At 75.5% G+C, this 12,906-nt stretch carries 12 protein-coding genes; 2 read left to right on the top strand and 10 right to left on the bottom strand.

The genetic code is table 11. The annotated features are described in order from the left end of the window. Position 1 precedes the first annotated feature (1 nt). Complete coding sequence (locus tag ACQEVU_RS23480; protein WP_433326951.1) at positions 2 to 1,282, top strand: hypothetical protein; 1,281 nt, start codon at positions 2 to 4, stop codon at positions 1,280 to 1,282. Here the strand turns inward: ACQEVU_RS23480 and ACQEVU_RS23475 are convergent. From ACQEVU_RS23475 to ACQEVU_RS23455, 5 genes are all read right to left on the bottom strand, one after another. Further along, on the bottom strand, positions 1,240 to 1,527 hold the full coding sequence (locus ACQEVU_RS23475) for a hypothetical protein (protein ID WP_433326949.1): 288 nt from the start codon (positions 1,525 to 1,527) through the stop codon (positions 1,240 to 1,242). The two genes, ACQEVU_RS23480 and ACQEVU_RS23475, sit on opposite strands and share 43 nt — an antisense overlap. 26 nt (positions 1,528 to 1,553) lie before the next feature. Next, positions 1,554 to 2,534, bottom strand: coding sequence for a carboxymuconolactone decarboxylase family protein (locus tag ACQEVU_RS23470; RefSeq protein WP_433326947.1), 981 nt, complete (start codon positions 2,532 to 2,534; stop codon positions 1,554 to 1,556). Between the two features lie 87 nt (positions 2,535 to 2,621). Then, positions 2,622 to 3,071, bottom strand: a complete 450-nt coding sequence (locus ACQEVU_RS23465) for a hypothetical protein (RefSeq protein WP_433326945.1) — start codon at positions 3,069 to 3,071, stop codon at positions 2,622 to 2,624. Further along, entirely contained in the window at positions 3,068 to 3,631 is a 564-nt protein-coding gene (locus ACQEVU_RS23460) for an RNA polymerase sigma factor (protein WP_433326943.1), read from the bottom strand. The genes ACQEVU_RS23465 and ACQEVU_RS23460 overlap by 4 nt, the downstream gene beginning before the upstream one ends. After that, entirely contained in the window at positions 3,628 to 4,785 is a 1,158-nt protein-coding gene (locus ACQEVU_RS23455) for a S8 family serine peptidase (RefSeq protein ID WP_433326941.1), read from the bottom strand. The genes ACQEVU_RS23460 and ACQEVU_RS23455 overlap by 4 nt, the downstream gene beginning before the upstream one ends. A gap of 370 nt (positions 4,786 to 5,155) precedes the next feature. Here ACQEVU_RS23455 and ACQEVU_RS23450 point away from each other — a divergent pair, with 370 nt between their 5' ends. Continuing rightward, positions 5,156 to 7,525, top strand: coding sequence for a CHAT domain-containing protein (locus ACQEVU_RS23450; RefSeq protein ID WP_433326939.1), 2,370 nt, complete (start codon positions 5,156 to 5,158; stop codon positions 7,523 to 7,525). A gap of 14 nt (positions 7,526 to 7,539) precedes the next feature. On the opposite strand, the gene ACQEVU_RS23445 is transcribed toward ACQEVU_RS23450, so the two are convergent. The 5 genes from ACQEVU_RS23445 to ACQEVU_RS23425 are packed head-to-tail and all read right to left on the bottom strand — an operon-like array spanning position 7,540 to position 12,905. Beyond that, positions 7,540 to 8,340 (bottom strand): hypothetical protein, encoded by an 801-nt coding sequence (locus ACQEVU_RS23445; protein WP_433326937.1) that lies wholly within the window; start codon positions 8,338 to 8,340, stop codon positions 7,540 to 7,542. Between the two features lie 5 nt (positions 8,341 to 8,345). Continuing rightward, entirely contained in the window at positions 8,346 to 8,807 is a 462-nt protein-coding gene (locus ACQEVU_RS23440) for a hypothetical protein (RefSeq protein ID WP_433326935.1), read from the bottom strand. 1 nt (position 8,808) lies between these two features. After that, a complete protein-coding gene (locus ACQEVU_RS23435) occupies positions 8,809 to 9,861 on the bottom strand; it encodes a PASTA domain-containing protein (protein WP_433326933.1) in 1,053 nt (350 codons plus the stop codon). A 10-nt stretch (positions 9,862 to 9,871) separates the two neighbouring features. Beyond that, positions 9,872 to 10,351: a phage tail protein gene (locus tag ACQEVU_RS23430; protein ID WP_433326931.1), complete on the bottom strand. Its 480-nt coding sequence runs from the start codon at positions 10,349 to 10,351 to the stop codon at positions 9,872 to 9,874. After that, entirely contained in the window at positions 10,338 to 12,905 is a 2,568-nt protein-coding gene (locus ACQEVU_RS23425) for a putative baseplate assembly protein (RefSeq protein WP_433326929.1), read from the bottom strand. Before ACQEVU_RS23425 ends, ACQEVU_RS23430 begins: the two co-directional genes overlap by 14 nt. Between the last annotated feature and the right edge of the window lies 1 nt (position 12,906).

Genomic DNA, 12,906 nt, shown 5'->3' with positions numbered 1-12,906 from the left:
CATGCCGGGGGTTTCGGCGGTTTCGATGTTCGGTCGGCTGCTTGATCGGTCCGTCGCGGAGATCGGGGAGATCGCGGCCGACGGGCGGCGATTTGACCGCGAGCGGATCGTCAATGTCGCCGACGTCTGGGACAACAACACCTTCCCGTTCTTTGCCGTTGCGCTCACCAGGCCCCGCCGGGTCGCCGAGTGGCGGGCCCGCCGGGCGCTCATGTGGATGGCGGACCTCGGCCCGACCCGCCGCGCATGGATGATCGAGCAGGCCGGCCCCGACCTCGAGGCCCTGCTGCCCTTGCCCGCCGACCGGCCGGCCCACTATCGGGACTACCGCGGCCAGGTGTGGCCCGGCGTGGCGCCGCTCGACAAACACGCGGTCGAGGAGGACTACGACCTGGCCGCTGCCACGGTCCGGACCGTCCGGCTGGAGCGGGCCGGCACCAGCCTCTGCGCCCACGTCGCCCTGCACGCGCCGCGCCGGTTCGACGCGGCCGGCAGCCTCGAGGACGCGGTCGTGCAGCTGTACCTTGACGACGTGCGGGCCGCCGAGTTCGACAGCGACGACGAGCCGGGGGCCGGGATCACGGTGGGCGCAGAAGGGTTCGAGGTCCGGGTCGGCCGCCGCGGGCGGTTGAGGGCCGCCAAGGCGACCGTCGGGTTCGAGGACATGGACTGGTACCGGTCAACGGCGGGGCGGGCCGCCGACGCCGTCACGCCGCGCGGCCGGACCGGGCCGCGGGGGCCGCGGGGCGTCGAGTGGCGCCTGGCGCGCGGTGCGGCGCTGGACGCGGCGCACGTGCTCCACGAGGCGATGCTCGAGCTCAGGTCGGTGCGGTACTCGACGAACGTCGGCCGGGTGCCGCTGCGCGAGCTGTGTGCGGCGTTCGCCGGGGCCGGCGCCGGTGTGCTGGCCGCCGCCGGTGGGGCCCGCGAGCGGGCGTTCCGGGAGCTGGCGGAGGCCTGGATCGCCGCGAGCCCGCCCGCCATGGCCGACCGGATCGCGGACCGGTTCGGGGAAGGGCACTGGGCCCGGGCCGCGATCCGGGCGGACCGGCCGGCCGGGGCCGCGGCGACGGGGACCGCCGAGGTCAGGCTGGTGAGCTACACCGCGGCCCACGTCCAGTGGGGCGTGCCACGCCAAGCGTCGGCCGTGCTGAACCTCGCGGTCCTGCTGGCGGACGGGACCTGGGACATGCGCGCGCAGCAGGAACAGGAGCCGGGACGGGTGACGTTCAGCGCCGACTACTCCTCCTCGATCCAGGCGTCGGTCTCCTCGTCGAAGTAGCGGCGGCTGTAGTTCGTCACGCCCAGCTCGTCCGGGACCTCGGCGAGCCGCAGCAGCTCGGGCTGGGACACGAAGTACACGATGGCGCCGCAGTCCAGGCAGGCGCGCGCGAACGCCGCGGCGAACGTCGGGCGGTTCTGGAACCGGCCCGGCTTGCGGAACTCCAGCCTCGGCGAGACGTGGCCGTGGTACGAAACCTGGGCCAGGGGGCTGAAGCGGTCCGAGTCACATATGTTGCACCGCATCCGCCGGACTGTACAACGTGGACGGCTCAGCCGGCGGCCCGTGTGCGGGCCAGGCGGTCGACCGCGGTGAAGGCGCCGAACGCCAGCAGCCGCACCAGGTCGGCGTCGCCCGTGTGGCGCCAGGCCGCGACCGCGGCATCCGTGAGGCGGTACGGGGCCAGGGCGGCCAGCAGCGCCAGGCGCGCCGCCGGGAGCTGGTCCGGCGGCACCGCGATGAGCGCGGCGTCCAGCCAGGCCGTGCCGAGATCTGGGTGGGCGCCGTCCCAGGCGTCGACGGCGGCGGTCAGGGCGGCCCGGGCGGCCGGGCCCAGCAGGTCGCCGCCGGAGAGGGCGGCCCGCTCGAACGCCGACCACGCCGCGCCGACCGGGGTGCCGGCCGCCCACCGCGGCTCGGGGCCGGCGTCGAGGTCGAGCAGTGCCAGGCTCTCGCCGGGCACGAGGGTGCGGCGGACCGTGCGGGACAGGGCCAGGCCGGCCGCGCGGCGGGACGGGTCGCGCAGGGCTCCGCCGGGCAGCGGCGAGCCGGGGCGCAGCGCGTCGACCATGCGGTTGATGAAGTGGTTGGCCAGGGCCACGCCGACGTACTCGGGGGCGAGCGCCGGCGGGAACGGCCAGGGCAGCGGGTCGGGGCCGCGGGTCGAGCGGGCCCAGGCGACCACGGCGGCGTCCTCGGGATCGTCCGGGGTCTCGCCGGCCAGGACGGCGGCGGCCAGGCGGTGCTCGCCGGTGGCGTGCAGCATCGCGCCGTGGGCGTCGATGCAGAAGGGGCAGCGGTTCACCACGGCGACGGCGGCGGCGACCGCCTCCTTGCGGGCCCGCGGGGCGGCGCCGACGAGCAGCGACTCGCGCAGCACGGCCCACAGGGCGGCGTGCAGCGGCGGCACCGCCGTGAGGTGCGGGGCGAACAACGCGCCGAGCTCGCGGGAGGAGCGTGCATAGACGGCGGCGACGGTGCCGGTGGCGGAGCGCCGCGGGACGGGGACGACGAAGCGGTACGGCGTGGACATGACGGGAATGCTGCCGGGAAACCGCGGGGCCGTCGTCGGACCGGGGGATGCTCTGTGGCGTACGACCGGGGTCGTACGCCACACCCGCTACAGCATGATCGTCGGGCTGCTGACCGGCGGTGTGCCCCAGGTGATGCGCAGCGGGGCGGCCGGCAGGCCGGAGACCGCGAAGCGGCCCAGCTCGTCGGTCGTGCCGGTCCACGTGCCGTCGCGGTGGCGCACGGCGATGGGCGCCACCTCCGGCGAGCTGACCTGGCCCACGAGGCGTACGGTGCCGTCGTCGACGACCAGCTCGACGTCGAGCTGCACGTCGCCGACCGCGAAGCTCAGCATCCGCGGCGAGTCCGACGCCGAGCGGATGCCGGCCGCCTCGCCCGCCACCGCGCTGTCCACGAGCAGCGCCGCCAGCTCAAGGTCGGGGTCGCGCCACGACAGCAGGGCCGAGGCGGCGGCGAGCAGATGCGCCGGCGGCGGGTCCGCCGTCGCGTACATCCGCGACACCGCGGAGCCGAGCTCGTCGTGGCGGTCGTCGGTCACGATCGATCTCCTCCCGATGTGGTGAGCAGGCCGCGCAGCGTCTCCAGGCAGCGGGCCCGGGTGGGTCCGATGCTGCCGACCGGCATGCCCAGCGCCGCGGAGAGCTCCGCGTAGGAGGGCACCGGGTCGGCGCCCATCGCGCGGAGCAGCCGCGAGCACCGGTCCGGCAGCCGGTGGACCGCCTGCCACAGCAGCCGGTCCTCCTCGTCGCGCAGCACGGTCTCCTCCGGCAGGCCGGCGGTCGAGCGAGCGCCGGCCAGTTGGTCGTCGAAGTCGGCGGGCGACTCCCGGCCGCGGCGGCGCAGCAGGTCGATCGCCTCGTTGCGGGCGGTCGTGGCGAGCCAGGAGCCCAGGCCGTCGCCGTTGCGGATCTGGTTGAGCTTCTCCACCAGCCGGAACCAGGTCGCCTGGAACACGTCGGCGGCGTCGGCATCCGTCAGGCGGAACCCCCGCACCGTGGCCCAGATCAGGCCGGAATACCGCGAGACGATGGCATTCCACGCCCTTTGGTCCCCGTCGGCCGCCTCGATCAGCGCAATGGTGGGATCGAATGCCGTCACAATATTGCAGCGTACCCGGCGAACGTGGCCGGGGCGGCGGAGGTGACCTGCTTCGCGGCCGCGAACACCCCGCCCGACTGCGTGGACGCCTCGGCGATCGCGGCGACCACGTGCGGCGTGGCGAACGACGTGCCGCTCCACGCCGCCCAGCCGGAGCTGAAGTCGCTGTGGTTGATGTAGGTGCTCACGATGTCGGCGCCGGGCGCGGCCACGGTCACCCACGGGCCGCTGTTGCTCCAGTCGCAGATCGCCTTGCCGTCGTGGGCCGCGACCGCGATGACCTGCTGGCTCCACGGCACGGCGCTGCCGGCGAACCCGGCCGGCCAGAACGGCGCGCCGGAGATGCCGTCGTTGCCGGCGGCGGCGACGACGAGCCGGTCGTGCCCGGCCAGGAACCCCGCCAGGGCCCAGCGCAGCAGGGCCGGCGGCTGGTCATCGACGGTGTACGCGCCGAGCGAGAGGTTGAGCACGTCGGCGTCGTCGAGGGCGGCGATGCGGCGGGCCAGCTCGAGCTCGGTGCCGACGCCGAAGGAGTCGAGCACCTTGACGATACGCACCTGGGCGCGGCTCGAGGCCTGCAGGATGACGCCGGCGATGAAGTTGGCGTGCCCGACGTCGGAGTCCAGCACGTCGTCGCCGTCGGCGTCGACCACGGTCTCGTAGTCGGCGTCCAGGACCTGGTACCGCGACGCCGGCAGCGGGCTGTCGGCCCACACGCCGGTGTCCATGACGACGACCCGCACGGCGGCGTCGGCCTCCGCGGGCTCGAGCGCGCCGGCCTGCGCGGCGACCGGGCGGCCGAACGGGCCGCCCTGCTCGTGCGGGGAGCCGAGCAGCACGTGGTTGGGGCCGACGAGGGCGCCGGCGCCGGAGCGGCCGCGGACCCGGCGGGTGGCGGCGAGCGGGTCCAGACCCCTGGCCCGGATGCGGCGCACGCCGGGCAGCGGGGCGTCCTCGGTGAGGTCCCGGGCGGCGACGCCGAGGGCGGACACGGCGGAGCGGGCGTCGTCGTAGTGCTCGTCGACGGCCAGCAGCTCGCCGGCGACGTAGCGGACCGGGCGCGCGCCCACGGACTCGGTGGCCAGCCAGGGCAGCGCGGCGAGGTGCTCGGCGCGGCGGCGCCGCCACCGGTCCAACCGATCGGTCGCGTTCACGGCTCCTCCTTCGAACGGATGCGTTGTTTGGATGACGGCCGATTCACCCGACCGATACGTCGGCTGGGCGACAGTTGCCGTCGATGGCAGGATCTGCCCTGTGACGGAAGGTGCGGGGGTACCGATCGCGCTGGCGACGCGGGCGGTCGAGGCCGTGGCCGGTGATCCCCGGCGGGCCCGCACGCTGGCGAGCGCCGCGCTGGCCGCGGCGCGACGGGCCCGGGACGCGGACGCCATATCGATGGCGCACCGCGCGCTCGGCCTTGCCGCCCGGGCATCGTATGACGCACATACCGCCGCAAAACACCTCCGAACGGCACTAAACATCGCACGCCGACACGAACGGATGACCCTTGCGGCCGAGGCAAGAATGAGCCTGGCTTTGGTACTGGAGGATCTCGGCCGCCCCGCCGCCGCCGTCCGCGAGATCGACGCGGCGCTGCACGGGCTGCGGGGCCTGCGCCGGGCCCGCGCCGTCATGCAGCGGGCCCTCATCCTGCGCCGCATGGGCCGCGACGAGGAGGCGATGCAGGGCTACAACGCCGCCCTGCGCGTCTTCCGGCGCAGCGGCGACCGGCTGTGGCAGGCGCGAGCGCTGAACAACCGCGGGATCCTGCACGGGTACCACGGCAACCACCGCTCGGCCCAGGCGGACCTGGAGCGGGCCGCGGCCCTGTACGCGGAGCTGGATCTGGCCGCGTCCGCGGCCCAGGTGCAGCACAACCTCGGCTTCGTGGCCGCGCAGGCCGGCGACGTGCCCGAGGCCCTCGCCCGCTACGCCCGGGCCCGCCCGGCGCTCACCCGCACCGGCTCGGACGCCGTCGGCCTGCTCGACCTCGCCGAGCTGCTGCAGTCGGTCCGGCTGCTGCCCGAGGCGTACCAGGCCGCGCAGGACGCCCTGGACGCGTGCCGCCGGGGCCGGCTGTGGGCGGTGCGCGGCGAGGCCGGGCTGCTGCTGGCCCGCATCACGCTGTCGCGCGGGCGGGCGACGGAGGCGCTCGCGGTGGCCCGCAACGCCCGCCGGGCGTTCGCCAAGCAGGGCCGCACGCTGCTGGCGATGCGCGCCCTCGCCCTGGAACTGTCGGCGACGATCGCCGCCGGGCGCGCCCACCGCGGCACGCTGCGCCGGCTGCAGGAGACGGCGGCGGCGCTGACCCGCGCGGGCTGGCTCATCCCGGGGTGGGAGGCGTGGCTGGAGGCGGCGCAGCTGGCCGTCGCGCTGCATGAGCCGGCGGCGGTACGCCAGAGCCTCGCGGGTGCGGCCGGTGCCGCCCGGCGGGGTCCCGCAGCGCTGCGGGCCCGGCTGTGGCACCTGCGCGCCCAGGCGGGGCTCGCCGGCGGCTCCGTCGCCGACGCGATCCGGGCCGCCGACGCCGGGCTGCGCGAGTTCGAGGCGCACCGGGCCAGCCTCGGCGCGACCGAGCTGCGGGTGCGCAGCGGCGCCACGATCGCCGAGCTGGCCGAGTTCCGGCTGCGCCTGGCCGCCGCCCACGAGGACCCCGAACGGCTGCTGGCGGCGTCGCAGCGCTGCCGGGCGGCGGCGCAGTGGCTGCCGCCGGCGCGGCCCAGCGGCGACCCGGTGATCGCCCGCGGCCTGACGCTGCTGCGCCGGCTGCACGCCGACCTGTCGGCGACCCCGACCAGCGCCGCCCAGGCCGGGCGCCTGATGCAGCGCCAGCACGAGCTCGAGGCCCGCATCCGCGAGCGGTCCTGGCGCGCCTCCGGGTCCGCGCCCGGCTCGGCCGATCACGGGACCGACCCGGCGCCGCGGCGCTTCGCCGCCGAGCTGGCCGCCGACCTCGGCGAGACGGCGCTGGTCGACCTCGTCGCCGTCGACGGCGACCTGCACGCGCTGGTCGTCGCCGGCGGCCGGGTGAGCGACCACCCGCTCGGCCCGCTCGCCCCGATCGTCGCCGAGCTCGACGCACTGCGCTTCGCCCAGCGCCGCCTGGTCACCCGGCGCGGGCACGCCGCCTCGGCCGCCGCCGCCGCCCGGCACGCCGCCGACGCCCTCGACCGGGCCCTGCTCGCCCCGCTCGCGCCGCTGATCGGCGACCGGGCGCTCGTGCTGGCGCCGGCCACGCAGCTGCACGCGCTGCCGTGGCCGCTGCTGGCGACCTGCCGCGGCCGGGCGGTGCGGGTGGCGCCGTCGGCGGCGATGTGGTGGCGGGCGTGGCGGGCCGCCGAGCCGTCGGGCCCGGCGGCGTTCGTCGGTGCGCCCGAGCCGCCGCACGCGCTGGCCGAGGTCGAGCAGATCGCGCAGTACTCCCCCGGCTCCCGCCTGCTGCGCGGCGCCGACGCCCGGGTCGCCGACGTGCTCGCCGCGCTCGACGGCGCCCGGATCGGCCACATCGCCTGCCACGGCGACTTCCGCAGCGACAACGCGCTGTTCTCGGCGCTGCGCCTGGCCGACGGGCCGCTCACCATCTACGACCTGTCCGCGCTGCGGGCCGCGCCCGGCACGCTGGTGCTGTCCGGCTGCGACACCGGCGTCTCCGCGGTACACCCGGGGCAGGAACTGCTGGGGCTGACCAGTGCGCTGCTGCAGCTGGGCACGCGCACGGTGGTGGCGAGCACCGGTCCCGTCGACGACGAGGCGACCCGCGCGCTCATGACCGACTTCCACAAGCGCCTCGCCGCCGGCGGGGGCGCGGCGGCCGCCCTGGCCGCCGCGCAGCTGGCCGCGGATCCGGCGCACTGGTGCAGTACCGCGGCCTTCGTCTGTTTCGGCGCCGGCTGACCTGAAAAACGCGGTCAGCCCGGCGTCGCCGCGGCCAGTGCCGTCGAGCGGGCCGTGTCCGCCGTGGCCCGCGCCGCCGTCACGATCCCCACGATCGCGCCGACGAGCAGCACGATCGCCCAGATGATCGCGACGATCGCGCACACGATGCCGGCGATCGCGTCGGTGATGCTGACCAGGATGCCGGGCACGATGCCGTGCAGGAACGACACCACGATCGTGCACACCAGCGAGGTCAGGGTCAGCAGCACGAGCCCCTTGTTCTGCAGGAAGCGCTGCTGGGCCGCGAAGAGGGAGCCGGCGAAGACGAACTTCAGGAACATGATCAAGGACAGGATCACGGCCGCGGTACCGCGGGGGAAGAACCCGAACCCGATCAGATAGGCGATCGTGCCGAACGGGAACGCCAGCAGCAGCGTCACCATGAGGATCAGCTTGGCGATGGCGAGCACCAGCAGCCCCAGCGAGGCCAGGATCAGCAGGATCGCGAAGATGAGGGTCACGAGGCCCTGCAGGCGCCCGTGCAGCCGCTGCGGCACGACGAGCCCGGCGGCCATGAGCGCGACGGTGAACAGGGCGGCGGCGTCGACCAGGGCGAGGTACGGGATGCCCAGGCCCGACGGCCGTTCGACCTGGCCGCCGGCGGGCACCTGCAGCCCGGCCGCGCCGGCGGAGTCGGTGAGCGCGCCGCCGGCGTCGAAGCCGCCGACCATGAGGTGCTCGCCGAGCTCGACGCAGACGACGAGCGCCATGGCGACGAGGGCGATGATGAAGAACGGGGTGCGGAGGCGGTCCAGCGCCGTCGGGGTCGTCATCGCGCTCACCCGCCCGTGACCAGCGTGAGGGTGCAGGTGCGGGCGCCGGCGCAGATGACGTCGATGTCGGCGCCGTCGCCGGCGACCGCGACGCTGACGGTGGCGCCGGCTTCGACGTCGCTGCGCACGAGCGTGTCCTTGCCGGGCGCCGGGGCCTGCACCGCGACGTCGCTGTCGCTGCGCAGGCGCACGTTGCGCTGGCCGGCGCCGGACTTGGCCACGGTCAGGGTGCAGGTGCCGTCCTTGACGGTCAGCTTGTCCTGCTGCAGGCAGGGTGCGCTGAGGTCGGCGCGGTCGGCGTCCGGGGTACCGCCGAACTGGCGCCCGAGCCAGCCGACGAACCCGCCGGGGTGGGACAGGTCGCCGCCGTTGCCGCCGGCCCGGTGGGTCGTGGCGAGGACAAACAGCACGGCGAGCAGGACGAACACGCCGATGGCGATGCGCTGCCGGGTGAAAATGCTCTTCATGTCAGGCCACCATCTGCGCGGTGAGGACGGCGCTGTAGGGGCCGACGTTGCCGAAGTCGTCGACGGCGGCGACGTTCCACTGGAACTGGCCGTTGAAGTTCAGCGCCGCGATGCCCGCGGCGAACGCGGCGGGGCGCAGCGACGGCGTGTACGACTTGGCGTCGGTGCGCGCCGCCACGATCGACGCCGGCAGGCAGACGCTCGATCCGACGGTGGCGGTCGCCACGAGGGTGCACACGATGGGCGAGACCTGGATCGTCCACGCGGTGACGTACGGCTCCGTCTGCTCCCACTCGAGCTTGCCCGTCTGCATCTTGATCTGCGCGTTCTGCGCCGTCTTCTGCGTCGGCGGGCTGAGCTTCACGGCGATGACGAGGCCGACCTGGGTACCCTTCTCGACCGTCGTGTTGGGCGCGACCGTCTGCTCCAGCACCGACTCGGCGTGGGCCGGGTCGTTGCGGTGGCGGATGGTGCCCGGGGTGAGGCCGGCCTGCTTGAGGGCGAAGACCGCCTGGGTCTCGTTGAGCCGGGCCAGGTCGGGCACGGTCACCGGGCCGGACGCCGACGGCGACGGCTGCGGCTTGGCCTCCTCGGAGGTGCTGCCGCCGCCGAGGGTGAACACGAGCGTCAGGGTGACGGCGGTGATCAGGACCAGCGCGGCGGCGATGGCGATGATCCACCACGGGATCTTGCGCTGCTGCGGCGCGGGCGGGGCGGCGATCTCGAACACGACCCGGTTGCTCAGCACCGAGGACTCCTCGGGCGCCGAGTCGGCCGAGTAGACGCGGCCCTGCAGCTCGTAGGTGCCCGGCCGCGCCGTGTCGGGCACGTGCGCCTTCACCAGGAAGGACACGGACGCGGCCGGGGCGACGCGGCGCTGCGGCTCGTCGACGGTGAACCAGCCGGGGTCGGCGCCCTCGCCGGGCACCGGCTCGAACACGACCCGGTCGGCCCGGGTGCCGGGGTTGGTGACGGTGAATGTGGTCTCCCCCTGCTTCGCGTCGTTGAGCGCAATGCGCTCGGCGGCGGTGGTGACCACCCAGTTGGTGGGCATGTGACGGCTCCTAGGAATCTGCGAGCTCGGCGGTGACGGCGGCGGGTTTCTCCGCCTCCACCGCGAGCCGGATGAGGTACGACTGGTCGCGCGCCGCCTCCGGGATGCGCACGACGATGTGGAACGGGCGGTCGGCGGGCTCGTCGACGACGAAGCCGGCGACGCCGGTCAGGGTCTCCAGCAGGGCGCACAGCCCGGCCGCGGTGCCGCGCACGCGGGCCAGGTCGCCGGCCCGGGCGGCCAGGTCGCGCTGCCGCCCGGGCGGCAGCGACCGCCCGACGTGGTCGACGGCGAGCCAGCCCAGCAGGTACGGCAGGAACGCGTCCGGCGCGCGGTAGGGCGCGAACAGGTCCTCGACCGCGCCGAGGCGGGCCTCGACCGGGGCGTGCAGCCCCTCCATGACGTCCAGCAGCGCGAAGAGCACCCCGCCCGGGCCGGCCGCGTGCTGGTACACGGCCGGCAGCAGGCGCTCGATGTCAGCCCGCCGCATTTTCGCGCACCACCTCGATGTCGTGCTCCGCCGAGCAGAGCAGCCAGGTCTCCGGGATCGTGACGGGCTGGCGGGTCTCGCGGTCCGCCACGAACGCCCACGTGTCGCCGTTGTCGCTGCGGAACACGCCGCGGCTGGTGCCGGCCAGGGTCTGGTGGTCGGGGCCGCCGACGCCGCCGGCGGCGAGCGCCGAGACCGGCTGGAACCGGGTGCGGTCGCGCAGCGGCAGGCCGCAGTTGACCGACGAGGCCTGCCACTGCGGGTTCGCCACCGAGGTGTCCAGGCGCAGGATGCCGGCGCTCTGGGTGGCCGCGACGACCGTGCGGCCGTCGAAGTCGAGATCCCAGCAGGTGCCGCCGGTCCAGCCGCCGCTCATCGCCTCCCAGCGCACGTCGGCCTCGAACAGCCGCGCGCGGTGGCAGCCCTGGCCGGGCTTGCGCGGGTCGGCCTCGCCGGCGCCGACCCAGAGCACGGTGGCGGAGCCGTCCAGCTGTACCTCGATGGCCCGGGCGTCGACGCCGCGCAGCCCGACGTGGGTGAAGGTGCCGGCCGTGCCGCCGGCGACGGAGAGGTACACGCCCTGCTGCGCCTGCGCGGTGACCGCGACGCCGTGCACGCCCCGTTCCGACACGAACGAGCGCACGCCCGCGAAGCCGCGGTCGGGGTCCTGGGCGTCGACCAGGACCTGGATCGGCACCCCGCCGGCGACCGCGGGCACCTCGTAGAGGCCGCTGTCGGTGGCGCACAGCAGGTTAGCGACGCCCTCGCGGTCGATCCAGTCGAGGTCGGCGACGGCGGGCTCGAGGATGGCCACGAGCGTCCACGTCTCGCCCAGGTCGGTCGACAGGTGGATCGCCGAGCCGTCGTCGCGCCGGGTCGCGACCGCCAGGTGCCCGGGGCGGGCGACCACGCCGGGCCGCTGCGCGTCGGGGGCGGTCACGACGCGATGGACCTCCTCGTCGGGGAAGCGCCCGACCGTCTCCCAGCCGTCGCCGTCGTTGCTGGAGCGGAACAGCAGCTCGCCGCAGCCGGCGTACCACGTGTTGCGCTGGAACCGGTCGGCGACCACGGTGCGCACCGCTCCGTCCGGGGCCTCCTCGACGACGAACCGCACGTCGTCGACGTAGCGCACGCCGGGCTCGGCGGACTCGAGCATCCGGTACACGTTGGAGCCCCGCAGCGGCTCCCCGAACGCCCAGCCGGTCGGGTTCAGCGGCGTCGGCAGCGGGCTGATCGTGGCGTGCAGGCGGTCGTTGATGCGCCGGCGCACGGCGTCGACGTCCTCGTGCGGGCCGACGACGACCCGGGCCCGCACCGAGACCGCCTTGTAGCGGGCCCAGCCGGCCAGGACCCGGGTGCCCAGCGCCCGGCGGGCGTCGAGGTCGCGCTGCGCATCGTCCCGCACGTCCTCGGTCTGCACGCCCAGCATCTGCGCCAGCGGCAGCCGCCAGTCGGGTCGGGACTCGGGGCCGATGTGCGGCACCAGGACCACCTCGACCTCGCCGGGCCGGGCGAAGGCCCACATGGTGCTGCGGGTGAACGCCTTCGCGCGGGCCACGGCGGCCGAGGCGGCCGTGGCCAGCAGCTCGAAGTCGCGGGCGGTGACGGCGCGGCGCAGCGCGAAGAACTCGTAGGGGCCGCGCACGAGGGCGGCGTCGGTCGACTCCAGCTCGCGGCCGCCGGACGCCGGCTCGCGGTTGGTGACCGCGACGCCCGGGATCGGCTCGCGCAGGGCGGTGAGGCTCCCGGCGGCGACGTTGCCCGCCGGTCCGCCGCCCGTGCGGTACCACATCCGCACCTCGCGGCCCGAGCGCGGCACGGCGGCCACCGGCGCCCCACCCGCGTCGACGGCGGGCGCGAACGTGACGGTGCCGGTGCTGCGGTCCAGCAGGTACACCCGCGCTCCCGGCGCCACCCCGGCGAACCCGGCGACCGGCTGCCAGATCTCGAACGAGCGCCCGTCGTGGTCGCGGGCCGGCGCGCCCTCGCCCGCCTCCTCGGCCGGCGTCTCGACGCCGAGCATCACGTCGAACGGCTCGGTGGTGGTGACGATCGGCGCGTGCGCGGTCCGCAGCACCTGGCCCGGGCGGCCGGTGCCGAGGCCGAGCAGTTCGGCGGCGACGACCTCGCAGTGGTGGGCCCGCACCCGCACCTCGGCGGCGTCGGCCTCGAGCACGACCGACTCGGTGGTGACGAACACGACCGGGCGCGGGTCGGCGGTGCCGGCCGCGGCGACCCGGGTGCCGGCCGGGATGGCGACGCGCGGCTTCTCCTCACCGGCCCGGGTGAACGTCAGCTCCGCCCACGCCGCGGCCGGCGGCCGGCGGGTCACCCCGAGCAGGTTGAGGAACTCCACGAACGCCTTCTCCGGCAGGCGGTTCAGCCGGTACAGCAGCACCTCGGTCAGGTGCGCGAACGTCTCCACGAGCGTGATGCCCGGGTCGTGCACCGACAGGTCCGTCCACTCGGGACAGGTGCCGGCGATGCGGTCGCGGGCGTCGCGGACGAGGTCGACGAACGAGCGGTCGTCGAGGTTGGGCACGGGCAGGGTCATG

It is taken from the genome of Dactylosporangium sp. CA-139066 (assembly GCF_050936175.1).
Classification (GTDB): domain Bacteria; phylum Actinomycetota; class Actinomycetes; order Mycobacteriales; family Micromonosporaceae; genus Dactylosporangium.
The sequence above is the reverse complement of the archived record's forward strand: the minus strand, read 5'-3'. Positions and strand labels throughout refer to the sequence as shown.